Origin of the sequence: Serratia sp. BNK-12, from assembly GCF_047456085.1 — a bacterium.
Classification (GTDB): domain Bacteria; phylum Pseudomonadota; class Gammaproteobacteria; order Enterobacterales; family Enterobacteriaceae; genus Serratia; species Serratia liquefaciens.
Genome location: NZ_CP179896.1, coordinates 710,953 through 731,130, shown reverse-complemented (window position 1 = coordinate 731,130; position 20,178 = coordinate 710,953). Strand labels below are relative to the sequence as shown.

20 protein-coding genes are annotated in these 20,178 nt (G+C 58.9%); 2 read left to right on the top strand and 18 right to left on the bottom strand.

Going from position 1 to position 20,178, the window contains the following annotated elements; genetic code table 11:
- The first annotated feature begins 139 nt into the window (after positions 1–139).
- Positions 140–892, top strand: coding sequence for a M48 family metallopeptidase (locus tag ACMGG1_RS03280; protein WP_020828534.1), 753 nt, complete (start codon positions 140–142; stop codon positions 890–892).
- Between the two features lie 39 nt (positions 893–931).
- Here the strand turns inward: ACMGG1_RS03280 and ACMGG1_RS03275 are convergent, their stop codons facing one another.
- The 14 genes from ACMGG1_RS03275 to ACMGG1_RS03210 form a co-directional block, all read right to left on the bottom strand.
- The gene (locus ACMGG1_RS03275) at positions 932–2,572 is read right to left on the bottom strand and encodes a thiamine pyrophosphate-binding protein (protein WP_414161443.1); all 1,641 of its coding nucleotides are present in this window, start codon (positions 2,570–2,572) and stop codon (positions 932–934) included.
- A gap of 52 nt (positions 2,573–2,624) precedes the next feature.
- The gene (locus tag ACMGG1_RS03270) at positions 2,625–4,094 is read right to left on the bottom strand and encodes an aldehyde dehydrogenase (protein ID WP_020828536.1); all 1,470 of its coding nucleotides are present in this window, start codon (positions 4,092–4,094) and stop codon (positions 2,625–2,627) included.
- 15 nt (positions 4,095–4,109) lie between these two features.
- The gene (locus tag ACMGG1_RS03265; RefSeq protein ID WP_115058061.1) at positions 4,110–4,904 is read right to left on the bottom strand and encodes an aspartate dehydrogenase; all 795 of its coding nucleotides are present in this window, start codon (positions 4,902–4,904) and stop codon (positions 4,110–4,112) included.
- A gap of 17 nt (positions 4,905–4,921) precedes the next feature.
- On the bottom strand, positions 4,922–5,716 hold the full coding sequence (locus tag ACMGG1_RS03260) for an SDR family oxidoreductase (protein WP_020828538.1): 795 nt from the start codon (positions 5,714–5,716) through the stop codon (positions 4,922–4,924).
- On the bottom strand, positions 5,713–6,531 hold the full coding sequence (locus ACMGG1_RS03255) for an alpha/beta fold hydrolase (RefSeq protein WP_414161150.1): 819 nt from the start codon (positions 6,529–6,531) through the stop codon (positions 5,713–5,715). Before ACMGG1_RS03255 ends, ACMGG1_RS03260 begins: the two co-directional genes overlap by 4 nt.
- On the bottom strand, positions 6,531–7,055 hold the full coding sequence (locus tag ACMGG1_RS03250) for a cupin domain-containing protein (protein WP_020828540.1): 525 nt from the start codon (positions 7,053–7,055) through the stop codon (positions 6,531–6,533). Before ACMGG1_RS03250 ends, ACMGG1_RS03255 begins: the two co-directional genes overlap by 1 nt.
- A 33-nt stretch (positions 7,056–7,088) precedes the next feature.
- Positions 7,089–8,351: an MFS transporter gene (locus ACMGG1_RS03245; protein WP_046372673.1), complete on the bottom strand. Its 1,263-nt coding sequence runs from the start codon at positions 8,349–8,351 to the stop codon at positions 7,089–7,091.
- A 24-nt stretch (positions 8,352–8,375) separates the two neighbouring features.
- On the bottom strand, positions 8,376–9,587 hold the full coding sequence (locus ACMGG1_RS03240) for an NAD(P)/FAD-dependent oxidoreductase (RefSeq protein ID WP_414161149.1): 1,212 nt from the start codon (positions 9,585–9,587) through the stop codon (positions 8,376–8,378).
- Entirely contained in the window at positions 9,584–10,525 is a 942-nt protein-coding gene (locus ACMGG1_RS03235) for a VOC family protein (protein ID WP_115058058.1), read from the bottom strand. Before ACMGG1_RS03235 ends, ACMGG1_RS03240 begins: the two co-directional genes overlap by 4 nt.
- 169 nt (positions 10,526–10,694) lie before the next feature.
- Positions 10,695–11,489 carry an IclR family transcriptional regulator gene (locus ACMGG1_RS03230; RefSeq protein WP_128865416.1) on the bottom strand — a complete coding sequence of 265 codons (795 nt, stop codon included), beginning with the start codon at positions 11,487–11,489 and terminating at the stop codon, positions 10,695–10,697.
- A 24-nt stretch (positions 11,490–11,513) separates the two neighbouring features.
- On the bottom strand, positions 11,514–12,269 hold the full coding sequence (locus ACMGG1_RS03225) for an SDR family oxidoreductase (RefSeq protein WP_217331559.1): 756 nt from the start codon (positions 12,267–12,269) through the stop codon (positions 11,514–11,516).
- On the bottom strand, positions 12,266–13,309 hold the full coding sequence (locus ACMGG1_RS03220; RefSeq protein WP_041414935.1) for an aromatic ring-hydroxylating oxygenase subunit alpha: 1,044 nt from the start codon (positions 13,307–13,309) through the stop codon (positions 12,266–12,268). The genes ACMGG1_RS03225 and ACMGG1_RS03220 overlap by 4 nt, the downstream gene beginning before the upstream one ends.
- 20 nt (positions 13,310–13,329) lie before the next feature.
- Positions 13,330–13,638, bottom strand: coding sequence for a recombinase-like helix-turn-helix domain-containing protein (locus tag ACMGG1_RS03215; RefSeq protein WP_044553351.1), 309 nt, complete (start codon positions 13,636–13,638; stop codon positions 13,330–13,332).
- A gap of 2 nt (positions 13,639–13,640) precedes the next feature.
- Positions 13,641–13,958 (bottom strand): non-heme iron oxygenase ferredoxin subunit, encoded by a 318-nt coding sequence (locus ACMGG1_RS03210; RefSeq protein WP_020828548.1) that lies wholly within the window; start codon positions 13,956–13,958, stop codon positions 13,641–13,643.
- 395 nt (positions 13,959–14,353) lie between these two features.
- On the opposite strand from ACMGG1_RS03210, the gene ACMGG1_RS03205 reads away from it, so the two are divergent.
- On the top strand, positions 14,354–15,601 hold the full coding sequence (locus tag ACMGG1_RS03205; RefSeq protein WP_414161148.1) for an MFS transporter: 1,248 nt from the start codon (positions 14,354–14,356) through the stop codon (positions 15,599–15,601).
- A 49-nt stretch (positions 15,602–15,650) separates the two neighbouring features.
- On the opposite strand, the gene rluF is transcribed toward ACMGG1_RS03205, so the two are convergent.
- The 4 genes from rluF to ACMGG1_RS03185 form a co-directional block, all read right to left on the bottom strand.
- Complete coding sequence (gene rluF, locus ACMGG1_RS03200) at positions 15,651–16,514, bottom strand: 23S rRNA pseudouridine(2604) synthase RluF (protein WP_020828550.1); 864 nt, start codon at positions 16,512–16,514, stop codon at positions 15,651–15,653.
- 223 nt (positions 16,515–16,737) lie between these two features.
- Positions 16,738–17,658 (bottom strand): agmatinase, encoded by a 921-nt coding sequence (speB, locus tag ACMGG1_RS03195; RefSeq protein WP_044553357.1) that lies wholly within the window; start codon positions 17,656–17,658, stop codon positions 16,738–16,740.
- Between the two features lie 330 nt (positions 17,659–17,988).
- Positions 17,989–19,965, bottom strand: a complete 1,977-nt coding sequence (speA, locus tag ACMGG1_RS03190; RefSeq protein WP_044553360.1) for a biosynthetic arginine decarboxylase — start codon at positions 19,963–19,965, stop codon at positions 17,989–17,991.
- Complete coding sequence (locus ACMGG1_RS03185) at positions 19,958–20,101, bottom strand: virulence promoting factor (protein ID WP_115058053.1); 144 nt, start codon at positions 20,099–20,101, stop codon at positions 19,958–19,960. Before ACMGG1_RS03185 ends, speA begins: the two co-directional genes overlap by 8 nt.
- Positions 20,102–20,178: the final 77 nt, after the last annotated feature.

Genomic DNA, 20,178 nt, shown 5'->3' with positions numbered 1-20,178 from the left:
CAACTTATTAGCACAATTGGTCGGTTTTTCGGAATAACACTATTTTCCCGATTGTCGGCGTACACTAGTCTCAAGCGGCAAGATTTCCCTAAACTAAAATGACACGACCCCCTTGTTACTCTCACAGGAAAATGGCTTTATGAAGATCCGTACCTCTTTGATTGCATTAAGCATTGCCACTTTGGTAAGCGGCTGTCAAAACCTGAACACCGATACCCTGATGCAGTCTGGCGCGCAGGCGTTCCAGGCCGCAACGCTGAGCAATAACGACGTAAAAATCCTGAGTGATAAATCCTGCGCAGAGATGGACAGCAAGGCACAAATCGCGCCGGCCGACAGTACCTATGCCAAACGCCTGAACAAAATCGCGGCGGCGTTGGGAGATAATATCAACGGCACGCCGGCCAACTATAAGGTCTACGTCACAAAAGACGTGAATGCCTGGGCAATGGCCAACGGCTGTATCCGCGTTTACAGCGGGCTGATGGACATGATGACCGACAATGAAGTGGAAGGCGTGCTGGGCCACGAAATGGGCCACGTGGCGCTGGGCCATACCCGCAAAGCAATGCAGGTCGCTTACGGCACCGTGGCATTGCGTACCGCAGCGGCCTCGACCGGCGGCATCATAGGTTCGCTGTCGCAGTCACAGTTGGCGGATATGGGCGAGAAGCTGGTTAACGCTCAGTTCTCCCAAAAACAGGAAAGTGAAGCCGATGACTATTCGTTCGATCTGCTGAAACAACGCGGCATCGACCCGAACGGCCTGGTCACCAGCTTTGAAAAACTGGCTAAAATGGAGGCCGGCCGTCAGAGCAGCATGTTCGACGATCACCCCGCTTCCGAAGCGCGCGCACAGCATATTCGCGAGCGCATCGCAGCAGGCAAGTAAAACACAACGCCCGGCAGATGCCGGGCGTTTTTCATTTCATCAGTACAATGTCTTTTGCGGTGGCCCGGCGAAGGTTAGCGGCCCGATGCTGTTCATATCCACTTCCACCACCGACGGCCCCGGATAATTAATCGCTTCCGCCAGCACGCCGTTGAACTGCGCCGCGCTGTCCACTTTCCACGCCTTCAGCCCCATCGCCTCGGCAACCTGGGTAAATGCTGGAGTGTGCAGTTCGTTATAATACTGACGGCCGGCAAAATACTTGTCCTGAATGCCCCGCATCACGCCGTAACCGCCGTCGTTCATGATCAACAGGGTAATATTGGCCTGCTCCTGCGCCATGGTTGCCAGTTCGCCCAGGCCTAACGCCAGCCCCCCGTCCCCGACCAGCCCCACCACCTTGCGCTGCGGGTTGGCGATCGCCGTGCCAATCGCCATTGGCAGCCCCATGCCAATCGCCCCGGCCAGCGAGTGAATGTTGCAAAGCGGCGAAATGGCGCGGAACAAACGGCTGCCCCACACGCTGCCGGAAACGGTGATATCACGTACCAACAGACCGTCCTGCGGCAACGCAGCGGCGATGGCGTCGTTCAATTTGGCATACTCTCCCGACTGCTGGCGCAGCGCACTTTCCGCCTGCTGTATCGCCGTGGCTATCTCGGCATCCCACTCGGCATTCACTTTTTCACCCGGGCTCAAACGAGCAGCCAGCGCGTTAAGCAAGGCGCCGCAGTCACCGTTGATTTGCTCGTCGGCCAGATAGTTGCGGTTGGCCGCCGCCGGATCGATATCAATTTGAACCAGCGGACGCGGCAGCGGCAGCGTCCAGGTACGCGTCTCATTGCTGCGCAAGCGTGAACCGGCCACCAGCGTCAAATCGCACTGCGTCAGGATCGCCTCAATGCTCGGTGAGTTGTGGAACGCACGCAGGCTGCGCGGATGACAATCAGGCAGGATACCGCGCCCATGGGTGCTGGAGATCACCACCACGCCAGCATCTGCCAATTTGCGTACCGCATCGGCGCAGGCCAGCGCACCGCCACCCAACCACAGCAATGGGCGTTTGGCCTGTTTCATCCGCTGATACAGGCGCTCAACCGCCTCGTCACTGGCCGCCGGCAGCGGCGCAGGCGCCACGGGCTGGCTCAGCACCGAACTGGAAACCAGGCTACTTTGAATATCGATCGGGATCTCGACCGCCACCGGGCCACAAGGCACCGTCTGCGCATCGAGGATAGCCCGCTGGATCACGGCCACCGCCTGTTCCGCTGAGTTGACCCGATATGCGCGTTTGGAGCAGGCGCGCAGGAAACCCAACTGATCGCGGGTCTCATGAATGAACCCGGCGTCGGCATCCAGATAGGCCTTCTCCACCTGGCCGGTAATGTGCAGCAACGGCGTGTTGGCATTCAGCGCTTCGATCATGGCACCGACCGCATTGCCGGCCCCCGCGCCCGTGCTGGTCAAGGCTACGCCCAGACCGGAGAAACGGCCGTGGGCATCGGCCATGGTGACCGCGCCCGCTTCGCCACGCGCCGGTACGAAACGGATGTTGCCACGTTGCCCTACCGCATCGGCAATCGGCAGATTATGAATCGAAATGATGCCGTACATCGCCGACACCTCGTACTGTTCCAGAGTCCGGGCTATCGCCTCGCCAACCGTTATTTTATCGCTCATCATCTGCCTTCTTATTGTGTTCGTTGTAGGGGGTACGCACCGTCGAGCAAAGCTAATCGCTCCAGCGGTTCGCCTGATGGCTCAGCGCCAGGTAAAGGCTTTTCTGCTGCATATAGGCCTTGATGCCGTGCAGACCCTTTTCGCGGCCCAGACCGCTCTCTTTGAAACCGCCGAAAGGCGTAGAAATAGAGAATGTTTTGTAGGTGTTGATCCACACGGTGCCGGTTTCCAATTGTTCCGCCAGCGCCATCGCCCGCGGGAAATCCCGGCTCCAAATCCCGGCGGCCAACCCGTACACCGAATCGTTGGCTTGCTCGATCAACTGTTGTTCGTTATCGAACGGCAGTGCCACCAGTACCGGGCCAAAAATCTCTTCCTGGCAAGCGCGGGCACGGTTACTCAACCCTTCGATAATCGTTGGCAGGTAATAGCTGCCGCCGGCCAGCAGCGGATCGGCCGGCGCTTCGCCGCCTATCACTACCCGGCCGCCTTCTTGCTGCGCCAGCGCCACATAATCCGCCACGCTTTGGCGATGCTTGTCGTTAATCAGCGGGCCGAGGTGCACGCCCGGCGTCAGCGGATTGCCGACCCGCAGCCCGGCCGCCAGTTCACTCAGGCGCGCCAGCAGCGGCTGGTATAGCGAGCGGTGCACAAACAGCCGCGAGCCGGCAATGCAGGCCTGGCCGGCGGAGCTGAAAATGCCGTAGCAGATCCCGCGAGCCGCCTGTTCCAAATCGGCGTCCTCCAGCACGATGGTCGGCGACTTGCCGCCCAGTTCCAGCGAGGTAGGGATCAGCTTCTCGGCGGCGATATGCGCCAAATGGCGACCGGTATTGGTCCCCCCGGTAAAAGAAATCTTTTTCACTAACGGGTGACGCGCCAGCGCCTCGCCAATCACCGAGCCTTTGCCCGGCAGCACGCTAAGCAGTCCGGCGGGCAGGCCTGCCTGCTCAAACAGTTCCGCCAGTTTTAGCGCCATCAGCGGTGTCGCTTCGGCCGGTTTGAGGATCACCGCATTGCCCGCCGCCAGTGCGGGGGCCACTTTTTGCATCTCACTGGCGATCGGCGAGTTCCACGGCGTAATGGCCGCGATCACGCCCAGCGGCTGATACTGGCTCAACGTCATGATCTCCGCGCTGCGCTGGGTCGGCAGTTCGCCCTCCAGCACCTCGCAGGCAGCGGCAAAGTAGCGAGCCGTCGCCGCCGCGCTGGCCACCAGCCCACGGGTTTCCGCCAGGGGTTTGCCGTTGTCGCGGGTCTGCAGCTGCGCCAGCTCTTCCAGTTGCGCCATAATCAGGTTGCTGACGCGGTACAGAATGTTGGCTCGCTGATGCGGCACCAGCCCACGCCACTCGGGGGCCCGCCAGGCGCGTTCCGCCGCGGCTACCGCATCATTGACGTCTTCAATACTGGCGGCACGCAGCCGCGCATTCACACTGCCGTCGGCCGGGAACTGCGAGGCCATTTCATCGCCACGCCCTTCACACCAACGCCCAGCCACAAAAATCTTTAACCTTTCCATACTCGCTCCTGCCGTTCAGGCAATAAAACCACCGTCGATCAGACGGCGGCAGGCTTGTACCGCGCTCAGCGCCGCCAGGGTTGATGTCTTGGGATTGCTTGCCAGCGGGTTGCCGCTCAGCTCAATATGAAACTCACCGAAATTGCCGCACACCTGCAGCCGGTGGGTATTGCGTCGGGTCGCGGGATCGACCAGCAACCGCACCCGGGTGGCGTCCATTCCGAGGCCGTTGAGCGCAATGGTCGCCGCCACATTGGCGTTAGCCGGGAATAACCGCGCCGCCTCCCGCGCCGAGCCTTCGAAAAACACCTGCGCCTCGCTTACCGCATCGAGATCAATCAATTGCTCTGCCATACTGCCGCGCCAGCTGGCCGGACTTTTACACGCCTGATAAGTGACGCTGTCCAGACCGCCCTCACGTGCCGACGCCAAGCCGTCCATGCCCGCCACCGCACCGGACAGCACGATCACCTGGCCCCGATGCTGCCGACAGGCTTGCTGCAAACGCTGCTGCAACGCGGCATCCGCTAACGCGCCGGTAGAGATCACCGCTAAAGGCCAACCGCGCGTGACCACCGCCTCACCGAACTCCGCCACCGCCTGCTGGCTGGCGCACTCCAGCACCAGATCCGGTTTTTCAGCACAGTGGTCGGGGTGGGTCAACGCCTGCACCTGGCCACCAAAGGCGTTGGCAATCGCCGCATGATGAGCCGCACGCGCGACAATCCAGCCAACGCTCACCCCGTCCGGCAGGCGGGACAGCACCTCTGTGGCCATTGCGCCGTAACCAATCATCATGATCTTCTTCATCTTTTCAGCCTCTGCGGTTAAAGATGGCGGTTAAAGCCGCCAGAGACGTCCAGCGCGGCCCCGGTGGTAAAGGACGCCAGAGGCGAAGCCAGGAACAGCAGCGCCCGTGCCGGCTCCTGCGGTTTCCCCAGGCGTTTCATCGGGATGCCGCGTCGTTCGGCAATCGCCGCCGTCCACTGCTCCCAGCTTTGATCTTTATCGCTGCGCTCGTCGAAGCGGCGGCGCCACTGGCCGGACTCCACCATGCCCAACAGGATCGAGTTGACGCGAATGCCCTTGTCCACCAGCTCTTTCGACAGCGTCAGCGTCATGTTGAGCAGTGCCGCACGCGCCGCCGAGGTGGCGATCATGTGTTCTTCCGGCTGCAAGGCCAAAAGCGAATTCACACAGGTGATGGAAGCGATATCCGAACGCTCCAACGCCGGCAAAAATGCCTGCACCGGGTTAATCACGCCGAACAGCTTTAGCTCCGCCTCATGCAGCCAGGCGGTACGCGGCGTTTGATCAAAATGCGCAACAAACCCCTGGCCGGCGTTGTTGATCAACAAATCTACGCCGCCGAAACGTGCCGTTACCTGGGCGGCAAACTGCGTTACCTGCGACTCATCCAGCACGTCGCAGCACAGTGCCAGGATCTCCGCCTGCGGAAACTCATGGCGCAGGCTGGCTTCGGCACCGGCCAGTTTGTCCGGATTGCGGCCGCAAAATGCCACCTTCGCGCCTTCCGCCAGCAGCAGACGCAGGGTTTCGAAACCGATGCCCGACGAACCGCCGGTGACCACCGCGACCCGTTTCTCAAGCTGAAAATTCATGGTTGAATTGCTCCCGTAAAATCCTGCAGATAGCGGTTAAATTGCCCCGGCGCATCGAGATAGCTGGCATGCCCGGCCCCCTCAATCAGGCGCAGTGCCGCGTCCTGCTGTTGCGCCAGCACCGCCGCCGCTTCCGGTGGCGTGATCCGATCGCAGTCACCGCACCACACCTGCAACGGGCCGCGGTACTGCGCCAGATAGCGGCCGATATCGTCGTTGGCCAGCATCCAGGCGGCATTGAGAAACCCCTCGGGATCCAGCTGCTGCATGCCGTTGCGTACCCAGGCAATATCTTGAGGATCCGCACCTTCACGCAGTAACGCCGCCGCCCGCTGCTCGCCGTAGCCCTGCGGCCCAAGCTGCTCAATCATCTGTTTTCTCTGGCTATAAACCTGTTGGCGTTTCTCCAGCGGTGCGTTGGCGTAGCCCTGCGCCGGATCCGCCAGCACCAGCCCACATAATCCGTCGGGATAACCGGCAGCATAGGCGCTACCGATCAAGGCACCGAGCGAGTGGCCGACGATCAGCGGTTGCTCCAACTGCAAGTGCGCCACCAGCGCCGCCAGCGCGGCGGCGTAGGCGGCGGCATCCGGCTCGCTGATCGTCAGCGGCAGGCTGCCGCCGTAGCCTGGGGCGTCCCAGGCCAGCAAGCGATGACCGTCGGCCAGCCCCGAGTCATTGAACTGCTTGATCCACGAAGCCGAACCGGAACTGATGCCGTGCAGCAACACCACCGGGCGACCGTGACCCGCCTCGCGCCAGCTCAGGGTAAACTCCCCGCAGCGCGCCTGCTGACGTTGCGCCAGGCCGTTCATCAGTTGCGTTTCACTTTGGATAACGGGTGATCCGCCGGGTAGGTCGGGGTTTCCGGTTTGGCGGTACCGAGCATCACGCACATCAATGCCTCTTCTTCGCCGTGGTTGAACAACCCACGGTAGACTCCGGCCGGCACCGAGATCAGATCGCGCTCTTTCAGCTTGGTTTCGTAATATTCGCTACCGTCCTGGATCATCAGCGTGATGCTGCCCTTCAGCATAAAGAACACCTCTTCCACGTCATCGTGCAGGTGCAACGGGCCCTCGCACTTCGAAGGCAGCACCATGGTGGAGAAGGTGAAGTTGCCTGCCGGAATGGTATTGGTGTCGCTGGCTACCCCGGTGGCGCCGGTACCGATGTAGCGCATCTGCGCACGGCGGTATTTCGGGTCGTAATCGGCCTGGAACTTCAACGCGTTCCAGTCATATTTACGGCCTTCAAAGCGGGCGATACGCGATTCCACCCAATGCTCAATCGATTGATCCTGCGGCTTGACGCCGGCTTGCTTCTCAACCTGGGACATGTTGTAACTCCTCTGTTGAATCAAACGGTTAAATCAATACTTCTTCAGCAACGGCAGCAGAATGATGCAGCCGATCAGGGCCATCACCACCAGGAACAGCAAGCCGTTATCCATGTTGCCGGTGGCGGCGATCAGCGCCCCCATCAGCACCGGTGCCAGCGCACCGGCAAAATTGCCCAATCCGTTAAAAATACCGCCGGCGGTGGCGCTGACCTTGCTGCTGGTGGCTTTCGCCAGCAGGGCAAAGATGTTTGGCGCACCGGCCCCCCACATAAAGGTGCTGAAAGCCATGGCGGCGATCACGCTGTAGGTGCCCTGCAGCTGCAGCACCACGGCCAGCCCCAGCCCGGCGCCGCACAGCGAGACAAAACAGGCCAGCGCGCGACGATCCAGCTTGTCCGACAGCCAGGCGCCGACCACTTCGCCCAGCAGCATGGCGATAAACGGCAGCGATGACAGATAACCGGCGTGCTCCAGATGAATACCTTTGCCCTTGATCAGGTAGCTCGGCAGCCAGCCGTTCATGCCCCACAGGTAGGTCAGGAAGGCGATGTTAAACAGGCAGATCATCCAAAAATGCGGATTGCGCAGCAGCTCATGGCGATGTTGTTTACGTTCGGCAATAGCCGGTTTGGAAACGCTAGCCGCCGCGGGGCGTGACACGTTGAGATGACGCATTCCGAACAGCACCAGCAGCATCACCGGCAGCGTCAGGAACGCCATAAAGAAGAAGGTGGTCTGCCAGTCAAAGGTGTTAAGGATGTACAGCGTAACCGGGAAGCCGAGCGCGGCGCCCAATGGCGTACCCAGCAGCCACAACATGGTGGCGCGTGCCTGCAGGCGCTGCGGGAAGGCCTGGCGAATGATGGCGTAGGCCATTGGCAGCAGCGGACCTTCGGCAATGCCGAGCAAAATGCGCAGCGTCATCATGCTGTGATAAGAGCGTGTCATGCCCATCAGCACCATCAGTACGCCCCACACCACCATCATGCCAATCAGCACCTTGACCGGGTTCAAGCGGTCGCCAATTCCGCTCAGCAACATCGAAGAGATGCCGTAGGAGAACAAAAACGCGCTCATCAGCAACCCCAGCCGCGCCGGGTCAAAACTGATGCCCAGCGCCTGCTGGAATTCAGTATCGGAAAACAGTGCCGCGATGCTGATCTTGTCGAAAAACGCCAGCAGCACGCAGGCAAACAGCGCGATGGGCACCGACCAGCGCACTCGTTGCTGCGGATTTTCGGCAACAGCATCCCCCACCCGTTCAGCGCGGGCGTCAATCTCTTGCGTAGTCATGAAACGCTCCCGAGGTTACGGGCGTTATTTCAACGCCATCAAAGAAAACTCCGCATCCGCCAACTGCTGCGGTTCCAGCACGCGCCCACTGGCCAGCCAGCGTTTGCCCAGCTTGATGGTACGAGCGTCGTTAAACGCCACCATTTGCACCAACTGACGATCGGCATTTAACGTAAAGAACACCTGCGATTGCGGCGTGCGCCGCACCACATGGTGCACGCCACCGGTCGGCACGCCGAGGATCTGGATATTGGCATCGTATTGATCCGACCACAGCCAGGCCACGTCATCGTAAGGGGCGGCAAAGGCGTCCAGCATCGCGCAAGCGGTGCTGATCGCCTGATTCTGCGCATAGGCCCAGGACTGCAGGCACAGGCCCAGCGTCGGGTGACGCGCCACGTCGCCGGCGGCGAAGATCGCCGGGTGGCTGGTGCGCCCCTGGCCGTCAACCACGATCCCCACGTCAATCTTCAGCCCGGCACTGCGCGCCAGTTCCAGATTCAACTCGACGCCGATCCCCACCACCACCAGGTCAAACGGCTGAGGATCGCTGACGCCGCTGCCGATCCAGGCGCTACCGTCACGATCTTCCAGCTGAATGTCACCGCAGCCGCAGTGCAGGGTCACGCCTTGCTGTTGATGCAATTCCAGCAGCGCTTGGGAGACATCCGCGCCGACACTGCGCATGCACAGCGCCGGCTGGCGTTCAAAGACCGTCACGTCAGCACCGGGGCGCCGCGCCGAAGCGGCAATCTCCAGCCCAATCCAGCCACCACCGACGATCGCCAGTCGACGGCATCCTTGCAGCGCCTGACGCAGCTTCGCCGCATCATCCCAGGAACGCAGCGTCATCACCCGAGGGTGACTGGCCCAACGGGCGTCCGGCAGGCGCGGTCGGCCACCGGTGGCAATCAGCAGTTGATCAAACTGCAGCTGCCGACCGTCGCTGAGGCTGACGATTTGTTTTTTTGCATCAATGGATTCGGCACGTAACGGCCGGCACCAGTTGAGATTCAACCCGGCGACCACCTGTTCGCTGAACAATCGGCTGAGCGGCGCTTCGCCGTCCAGCAACGCCGCCTTGGAAAGCGGCGGGCGTTCATAAAAGTCATAGGGTTCGTCGCTGATCACCGTCAGCCGGCCCGCATAGCCACGATCGCGCAGCGTTTTCGCCGCCCAACCGCCAGCCTGGCCACCGCCGATAATGACGATCCCCGCCGCTTCTGGCTGGCTCATAGCGCCTCCGGTTTTTTCTGCTGGCGGCGCGTATCGTGGTCGATCCCCCCTTCCACCGCCCACTCGGTGAACGACACCAGCGAGTGTTCCAGCTCGCGCGGCTGCCAGTTTTCAGTCAGATAGTCATCGTTGGTGTAGTACTCAAACGCGCCGCCAGTCGGGCTGTTGACGTACCAGAAATAGGCTGAGGAAATCGGATGGCGACCGGGGCCGATAAAGGTGCTCCACTTCTCTTTGTTCATGGCGATACCGCCGCCGATCACCTCGTGGATGTCGCGCACGGTAAAAGCTACGTGATTCAGGCCACGTGGACGATTCGGCAATTTCAGCAGGAACAGGTTGTGATGCCCGCCGCGCGCCTGAGTGCGCAGGAACACTGCCCGATCGATATAGCGATCCGAGACCTGGAAGCCCAGTACCTCACGGTAGAAACGTTCGGTGGCGGCCAGATCTTCGACGAAGAACACCACGTGGCCAATATTGATCGGCTGTGCCTGCGCATATACCGGGCTGGGCTGATCGATGCGGCGCACATCACCCCATTGGTTGATTGGTGATACCGGTAAATCGACTTCGCGCTGTTGGCTGACGCTAAAGCGCAGCGTCATACCGTTCGGATCGATACACTCCAGCTCTTCCCCCACCTGACGGAAGCCCGGCATCTGCGCCAACAGCGGCTGCAAAGCGGCCAATTCCGCCGGGCTGCCCACGCCCCAGGTCATGCGGCGCAGAGTCGAACCGCCCTCAAACGCCGCCGGCAAGGTCTCGCTCTGCAACGGATGCAGCACCACGCGCGCCCCACTCAGGGTGGTGAATTCACGTTGACGTTCGCCCCAGTGCTGTTGTGCCGCCTGCAGGCCGAAGTCCTGCATGAATTTTTCGCAGGTTGGCAGATCTTCGACGCCAAATTCCAGTTTTTCGATTCCGATTACGCTCATTGTTGTGCCTCACGTTCTCGCTGAATGCGGTTTTCAGGCATGACAAACCCCGGCCCCTGTTTGCCATGAGCCTTATCCCTGCCTGATTCATTGGTAGGGGACGAATACAGTCGCCCCGATTAATGCGAACGCGGCTTGCAGCCCCCCGACGAAAACAAGGGGTTGTCAGTTAGCCGACGTTAGCCTGCGGCGGCGCGCCCAGAAAGCCGGAGATTTTCTCTGCGGCGTCACGCACTTCCATGCGCAGCCGTTCGCGATCTGCTTTAGGGATCTCATCGAACGGCACCATAATGCTGACCACGGCCTCGACCCGCTGCTCGCGGTTAAAGATTGGATAGACTATCGAAGAGATGCCATGGCGGAAAAACGACTCGCCAATCACATAACCGCGCGCCTTATCCTGCTGCACCATCTGCCACAGCGCTTCACGATCTGCCGGGGTCCCCGGACCGTTGCCCGGCAGTTGTTCCTGCGGATAGAGCTGGTCGAATTCGTCGCGGGTAGCGCTGGTCAGCAGCATGCGCCCCAGTGAGGTTTGGTGCACCGGCAGGCGGGTGCCAACGCTGACCTGATTGATTTGCGAACCGGCGGCGCTGACGCGGGCGATGTAGATCACGTCGCGCTCATCACGGATCGCCAGATGACTGCTGCACTGGCTGCGATCGCGCAGTTGCTCTATCACCGGCTGACCGGCCTGGGCAACGTCCAGAGAAGCGATATATTCAAAGCCGAGGCGCAGCACTTTGATACCCAGCGCAAAGGTGTTGGTCCGTGGGTTGCGCTCCAGAAAACCCAGATGCTCCAGAGTTTGCACCACGCGATAGGCGGTAGCCTTTGGCATGTCGACCAGGCGATGCAATTGGGCAAAAGTCATTTCCTTATGCTGCTCGCCAAACGCCAGCAACAGTTGTAACCCGCGATCCAGTCCTGGGATCAGATATTTACACGCTTGATCGTCCGCCATGTGCTGCTCCTGGCTAAAGGTTGATTAGTTAAAAACAAAGCCGCCGTTAACCGGCAACAGTTGGCCGGTCACGAAATTCGCCAACGGCGACAGCAGGTAGAGCACCGAGCCATTAACGTCGTCAGGGTGCTGTGCCCCGGCCAATGCACGCCCTTGTTCGTACAGTTGATGACGCTCGGCGGGCACGTATTCGGTGGCCTCTACCCGCGTCAGTCCCGGTGCGATTGCGTTCACGCAAATCCCCTGCGGACCCAGTTCACGCGCCATTGAGCGGGTCATGGAGATGATCGCTCCTTTGCTGGCCACGTAAGCCATCAGGCGCGGTGCGCCCCACAGTGCGGTATCCGAAGCCACGTTAACGATCTTGGCATGTGGGGTTTGCGCCAACAGGGGTACCGCTGCCTGACTCACCAGCCAGGTACCGCGTACGTTGACCTGCATCACCCGATCCCACAGATCGATATCGTATTCCATCATGGTTTTGCCACCGACGCCGGTAGCCAGCGCCGCGTTGTTCACCAACCCGTCGATCGCACCGCCTTCGGCAATGGCGGTGAATGCCGCGCTGATCGACGCCGGTTCGGCCAAATCGATCACCTGCGTTTCAACCTGTGCGCCCTGCTCGCGCAGGTTCGCGGCGCTGTCTGCCAGTTCATCCGCCAGAATATCGCACATCACCACTCTGGCACCGGCCTCGCTGATGGCTGCGGCGAAACTCCGCCCCAGCCCGCGTGCCGCGCCGGTCACCACAATGCGTTTTCCCGTCAGCAAGCCGTTCACTGCGCCGCCTCCAGCTCACTGAGCTTCGCCAGCTGCTTCTGCGCTTCTTTTTGCATCATGCGGCGCAAGCGAGACAGCCCCACATCATGCTGATACAGATACTCGCGGCCACGCGCGTTCGGGGCCATATTTTCCAGCACGATACGATCCTGCTCCAGTACGTCCCAGTGCAGCGACTCCAGGCGGTTGCGATACATAAAGCGCCACATGTCACGCTGCCAGTCTTTCACCTTACGGATACGCCAGAAGAACACCCGGCAGTGATCCTTATCTTCCGGCACCACCATGCCGATGATCCAGAAGTGACCGCCCGGCCCGAAGCGCTTTTTGTACGGGATCGACAAACGCATCCAGTAGGCGCCGCTGCTGCCAAACTCCACCCAGTCAAAGTTAACGCCGATCTGACCATTCTTCTTAAAGATGAAACCGTTGTCGGTCGGCTCCAGCGCCATGTCCGCCTTGCGATCCCCTTCCGCCATCGAGTGCGAGGACGAATGCAGGTAGGTGCCGTGCATCGGATCCATCACGTTTTCCAGCGCGTACTGGTAATTGCAGTCCCAACTGGCGGTGCACAGGAAGTTGCTGTAGGCCGCTTCGTCCGCCAGCTCCGGCGGGAAGGTCAATTCAGCCGGCTCTTCATCCGCCGTCACGCCGAAATAGAGGAACACCGCACCGTAGGCTTCTTTGGCTGGGTAAGAGCGCAGGCATTTCTGCCCCACCAGCGGACAACGATCGACCGCCGGCACGTCTTTTACCGTACCGTCGCCACCCACTTCCACGCCGTGATACCAGCAGGCGATGCGATCGCCCAGGTTCCAGCCCATGGAAAGGCGCGCACCGCGATGCGGGCAGCGATCTTCCAGCGCATGGATCGCGCCGTCGCCGTCGCGCCACACCACAATCTGTTGCTCCAGACGCGTAATGCCCACCGGGTTATTGCCGATTTCCCAACTGGCCAGCACCGGATACCACATGCCGCGCAGCCCCTGGTCGAGATAGTCCTGTAAGGTCTGTGCGGAGGATGTTGTGTTTGCTGTCATTGTCTTCTCCCGGATGCTGCTCAGAAACCGTTAACGTGAAGGAATTCGCGGAACGCCGTCTCATTCCACGGCTGGCCATTGCGATCGAACAGGCGACGCTGATTCAGGGCGCTGACGATCTGCTCCAGCTCTTCTGCACCCTGATCGAAGATCTCTTCCAGCGCCGTGACCAACGCGGTCTCGAAACCGTCGGGTACGCGAGCGCGGGTTTGCCAGATGACGTTCTGAAATTGGCCCGGCTGATGGATTTGGCCATTGCCGCCTTCGCGCGCCGGGATCACCTGTTGGGTGTCCGGCAGCCAGGGATTGAAATCGGTGATGTGCTGCATTATTACTCCTCCGCAATAAAGGTGATTTGGATTTGATTGTCGATCACCCGGGTGGCATAGGTTTGCAGATCGCGGCCGCCTGGCTCACGCAGGCATTGGCCGGTACGTACGTCGAACAATGCTTCGTGCAACGGGCATTCGACCTTGCCGTCATCAACAAACCCCTGGCTGAGCAAGGCATAGGCATGTGGGCAAACGTCTTCCAGCGCGTAATAGTTGCCGTCGATCAGATACACCCCGACCTCTTTCCCTTCCACGTTGGCGGAGAAAGGAAAATCTTCTTTCACCTGAGACACTTCACACACTTTCGTCCAGCTCATTGCTTTTGTCCTCTATCTGATTGTTTCATATATGAAACTCAGTTTCTTATTTAATACACTCACTATAAGTCTGGTGAAACTTTCGTCAAGAGAGCAAAGCGGCAATTGTTAATGGAAAGTTGTTTAAACATGACAAATGCGGGAAGGATCACGAAAAAATGCACCGATATGAAAAACTGATGAAATCTGTGCTTTCTATCACTAATTTATGGATAAAAAGACGTTGATCTGGCTGATGCAATGCGAGTAAAAGTGCTATCTCGCTGTCTGAAACACCCTTTTTGATAACAATAAATTTACATAAAAACGGCTCAAACCTGCTTTTCACCACTGTGAAATCAGCGGGTTAGTTTACTGCTGTCTAAATTCGTTATTCGCCCGCCAAAGGAGCGTACATGGAGCGCATTGTGCAACAACGTCAACGCTGGTTCGGGGTAGTGGCCCTGCTGTTTCTGATCGTCATCGCCTATGCCGATCGGGTCAATATTGCCGTGATGCTGGTCAACCCCGACTTCTTGCAACACTTTCAGCTCGACGGTAACCGTGCGCATCAGGGCATGCTGATGACGGTGTTTTTGCTCGGTTACGGGCTTTCCGCCATGCTGCTGACGCCCTTTCTGGAAACCCTGATGGGCTATCGCCGGGCGCTGACGCTCAGCATTGTGCTCTGGGCGCTACTGACTGCTGCCTCACCGCTGGCGGGGTCGTTATTGCTGCTGTTTGCGGTACGCGCACTGCTTGGCGTCAGCGAAGGGCCGCTGTTCTCATTGAAAACCATGTACATCGGCGATCACTTCGCCGCCGATGAGCGCGGTAAACCCAATGCCGTCAGCACATTGGGTGTTTCCCTGGGCCTGGTGATAGGCTTTCCGCTGGTCAGTTTCCTGATGGCGCACTTCGGCTGGGCGGTCTCTTTCTATCTGCTGGCGCTGATCAACCTGCTGCTGGGGCTAGCGCTGGTGCGTCTTTTTATCCATCCTCGCTCGTTACCGCTGAGCGCCGTCGATCCTCAGCCGGTTCTGAGCCGTGTCTGGCACACCTTCGCCCTGGCCTGGCATACCCCGATGCTGGGTTGGATCATGCTGATCGAGATCGCGACCCTGAGCTACCTGTGGGGCTCCAGCTCCTGGCTGCCGGCTTACCTGACCGACGAGAAAGGATTCTCCATCAAACAAATGGGCTGGATGGCTTCGCTGCCGTTTATCGTCAGCATCGCCTCCAAATATCTCGGCGGCGTGCTGCTTGACCGCATTCGCCCCTATCAGGCACCGTTGATTTTCGCCTTTGGCGGTGCGACAACTGCGTTGTGTATCTATGGCGTGATGCACAGTCATCAGTTCGGCTGGATTGCTTTCTTCCTGCTGGCGGCCAATGCCTGCTGGGGGGCTCAGGGGGCAGCGATCCCAACTCTGTTGCAACATTATGCGCAGCCGCAGGCGGTCGGCAGCGCCTACGGACTGATTAACGGCATCGGCAATATGTTTTCGGCGTTTGTGCCGATGATTATGGGCATGGTGATGGCTAGCCAGGGCAAGGTGTCTTCAGGATTTGCGGTGCTGATGGTGTCGCAGCTAGTAACGCTGTTGGCGGGCTGTATTCTGTTTGGCCGGATGCGGATGACGCGAGAAGCCAGGCGGGCGTAAAGCAGTCGGGGCGCACATGCGCCCCGATCCGTATTTATGTTACCGGGCCTCAGCGCCCTTTCTTTTTACGACCCGGCTGAGCAAAGCGCTTGCGCGCAGGCGCGCTGTTGCTGGGTTTGTCGGCGCTTTTCGCCCCGCCGCCGGCCGGTTTTTTCACTGCCGGTTTGGCTTTCTTCGCCGGTTTGGCCTCCGAAGTGGAACCCTCTATCGACTTAAACAGTTCGACCAGTTCGTCGTCGGTTAAATCACGCCATTCACCCGGTGGCAAACCTGCCATGCTCACATTCATGATGCGAGTGCGTTCCAGCTTGGTGACCTCATAGCCGAAATGCTCGCACATGCGGCGAATTTGACGGTTCAGCCCCTGTACCAGCACGATGCGAAACACAAAGGGCGCTTCTTTCTTCACTTTGCATTTTTTCGTCACCGTACCCAGCATTGGCACGCCGGCACCCAAACCACGGATAAAGTCGTCGGTGACCGGTTTGTTGACCGTCACCCGGTATTCTTTTTCATGGTCGTTGCCCGCACGCAGGATCTTGTTCACCAGATCGCCGTGATTGGTGAGGAAGATCAGCCCCTGCGAGTCTTTGTCCAAGCGTCCGATCGGGAAGATACGGGTGCTGTGGTTGACGAAATCGACGATATTGTCTTTCTCGCCCTCTTCGGTGGTACTGACGATCCCGACCGGTTTGTTCAGCGCGATAAAGATCAGGTTGTCTTCGTTACGAGGCTCAATCAGCTGACCGTTGACCTTGACGACGTCCCCTGGGAATACCTGATCGCCAAGAGTAACGCGCTTGCCATTGATAAAAACGTTGCCTTGTTCGATATAACGATCGGCGTCGCGGCGAGAGCAGATGCCGCTCTCGCTAATATATTTGTTAAGACGTGTGGAAGGCTTGGTCAGCATGTTTTCTCCATACCCGTCGTCTTTCAAGTCACAGCGTTGTTACCTGCACTCCCCCACCCCAGTCACTTACAAAAGTAAGCTCCTGGGGATGAGCGAGCTGGGTGCCTAGCTGCGACTTGAAATCCATAGGGTATATAGATACCGGTTGTGTGTATTTCTCTATGGTACCGTTACAAGCGACTCGGCTTACCGCCCATAACCGCCTGTTAATACTATTAGGAACTTATTTGGTTTTTTTAGCCGCTTGCAGATACAGCATCTCCAGACCCAGGGTCGCCGCAGCCAGCGCGGTAATTTCGGACTGGTCATACGCCGGGGCGACTTCTACCACGTCCATACCGACGATGTTCAGCGACTGCATGCCGCGCACCAGTTTCAGTGCACGATCGGACGTCAACCCGCCGATGACCGGCGTACCGGTACCCGGTGCGAATGCCGGATCCAGGCAGTCGATGTCGAAGGTCAGATAAACCGGCATATCACCGACGATCTGTTTGATCTGAGCCAGCAGATCGTCAACGCTACGATCGTTAACCTGTGCCGCGTCCAGTACGGTGAAGCCGTTGTCATGGTCGAACTCGGTACGGATGCCGATCTGCACCGAGCGAGTGGGATCGATCAGGCCTTCGTTCGGCGCATGGAAGAACATGGTGCCGTGATCGTATTGGCTGCCGTTGGCATAGGTGTCGGTATGGGCATCAAAGTGCACCAGTGCCAGTTTGCCGAAATGTTTGGCGTGTGCGCGCAACAACGGCAGAGTCACGAAGTGGTCGCCGCCGAAGGAGAGCATGCGCTTGCCGGCTTTCAGCAGTTTTTCCGCGTGCGCCTGCAGCTTGTCGCTCATGTCCTGAGCATCGCCGAAGTTGAACACCACGTCGCCGCAATCGACGACATTCAGACGATCGCGCAGGTCAAAGTTCCACGGCCAGCGGTTGCCTTCCCAGGCCAGGTTGGTGGAAACCTGACGGATTGCCGCCGGACCGTGACGGCCACCGGCGCGGCCGGAGGTTGCCATGTCAAATGGAATGCCGGTGATGACCCACTCTGCATCGCTGTCGTAAGGCATAAAGTTCAGCGGAAAGCGCAGGAAACCAAAGGCATTGGACACTAAGGAATTATCGGGCTGATGGCCTAAGGTACTCATAGTAAACCCTCATATTTCAACGTTTCGCCTGTTGAAAAATCACACAGACACTGGCAAAAAAAAATCCCTCCCGCGTCGTTAGCCCGACGAGAAAGGGATCCATTCGAAATCTGTTTCAGTACTGCCTATGCAGCAGATTATCGCCGCATTTCGCTCGCGCTTCAAGAGCGCGCATCATCATATCGGCTGCTCGTCGTTAGCCAGTATATACCCTGAATCCTACCGTCGTGTGACCATTGCCCTTACGGGTGCCTGACATTGTGATTTGGCATCAGGGTATAAAAAAGGCCGGACATCCGTTGGATGCCCGGCCTTTCAGAAGCGCTCTACTTATTCATCTTCTAAATAAGTATAACCGTACAAACCGGCTTCGAACTCTTCCAGGAACTGCGCCTGCAGTTCGCTGTCCAGATCGGTTTCTTTCACCTGATCGCGGAACTTGGCCAACAGTGCGGTAGGGTCAAGCTGCACGTATTCCAGCATATCGGCAACGGTATCGCCTTCATCGGACAACTCGGTTTCTACCGTACCGTCAGGGAACACGAACACGTCAACCGAGGCGGTGTCGCCGAACAGGTTGTGCATGTTGCCGAGGATCTCCTGATAGGCGCCAACCATAAAGAAGCCCAGCGCCGGCGGGTTTTCCGGATCGTACGGCGGCATTGGCATGGTGGTCGCCACGCCGTCACCGTCGATGTAGTGATCGATGGTGCCATCCGAGTCACAGGTGATGTCCAGCAGCACCGCGCGACCTTCCGGCGGCTTATCCAGGCCTTCCAGCGGCAGTACTGGGAACAGCTGATCGATACCCCAGGCGTCCGGCATCGACTGGAACAGCGAGAAGTTGACGTAGAACTTGTCCGCCATACGCTCTTGCAGTTCGTCGATGATTGGGCGGTGTGCACGGTTGCTCGGATCCAACTGCTGCTGGATCTTGTTGCAGATGTTCAGATACAGCTGCTCAGCCCAGGCACGCTTGGTCAGATCCAACATGCCGTGTGCATATTGAGTATGAACGTCGTGCAGATCCATTTGGCTGTCGTGCAGCCATTCACGCAGCGAGCGGCGATTTTCCGGCTCGTTCATTTCCTGCCAGGTTTCCCACATGCTTTCCAGCGCGCGTGGCGCGTCTTCAGCTGGCGGCAATGGATCGCTGAATTCGTTGCGTTCAACGCCGATCACGTTGGATACCAGCACCGTATGATGCGCGGTCACTGCACGACCGGATTCGGTGATCACCGTCGGGTGCGGCAAACCGTGTTCATTACAGGCGTCGCCGATGCCCCAGATCACGTTGTTGGCGTATTCGTTCAGGCCGTAGTTCACCGAACAGTCGGACTGCGAACGGGTACCTTCATAATCTACGCCCAGACCGCCGCCCACGTCGAAGCACTGGATGTTCACGCCCAGCTTATGCAGTTCGACGTAGAAGCGCGCCGACTCACGTACGCCGGTGGCGATATCGCGAATATTGGCCAGCTGCGAACCCAGGTGGAAGTGCAGCAGTTGCAGGCTGTCGAGACGGCCCGCTTCACGCAGGGTTTCCACCAGCTTCAGCACCTGAATGGCTGCCAGACCGAACTTGGACTTTTCGCCGCCGCTCGACTGCCATTTACCGGAGCCTTGCGACGCCAGACGCGCACGCACGCCCAGGCGCGGTACCACGTTCAGGCGCTCGGCCTCTTCCAGCACCATGTTGATCTCGGACATCTTCTCGATCACCAGGTACACCTTGTGCCCCAGCTTTTCGCCGATCAGCGCCAGACGGATATATTCACGGTCTTTATAGCCGTTACAGACGATCACCGAGCGGGTCATGCCAGCATGCGCCAGCACCGCCATCAGTTCGGCCTTGGAGCCGGCTTCCAGCCCCAGCGGTTCGCCGGAATTGACCAGAGATTCAATCACGCGGCGATGTTGGTTTACCTTGATCGGGTAAACCAGGAAATAGCCACCTTCATAGCCGAACGACTCACGCGCACGTTTGAACGCGGCATTGATCGAACGCAGACGGTGCTGCAGGATCTGCGGGAAGCAGAACAGTGCCGGTAGGCGTAAACCGTCGTTTTGACGCTGCTTCACCAGCTCGGCCAGATCGACACGTGCCTGCGGGACGTCCGGATCCGGGCACACGCTGATGTGGCCCAGTTCATTGACGTCATAATAATTGTTGCCCCAGTAGGCGACGTTATAAGTGCGCAGCATCTTGCTGGCATCACGATCATTCATGGCAACCTCCTGCATGGAGCGCAAAGATATAGATTCGCCCGTTGCTGACGGACGGTGAATCAAAAGATCATCAGACATTACTCGCCTCACATCGCGTACTGACGATACAGTCAGCCACTATCGCAGCTACAACCCGCGAGAACAACCCAACAAACCGCCCTTGCGGCAGCGAATAAAACTGCCGTTCGCGGTCAGCGATCGGTTTATTACTCATATAATTGTAAGACACCCTGTTCAAACCTCGTGAATCGGGTCAAGAAACATCCCACAGGAAGGCTGCAGGCTACCCTT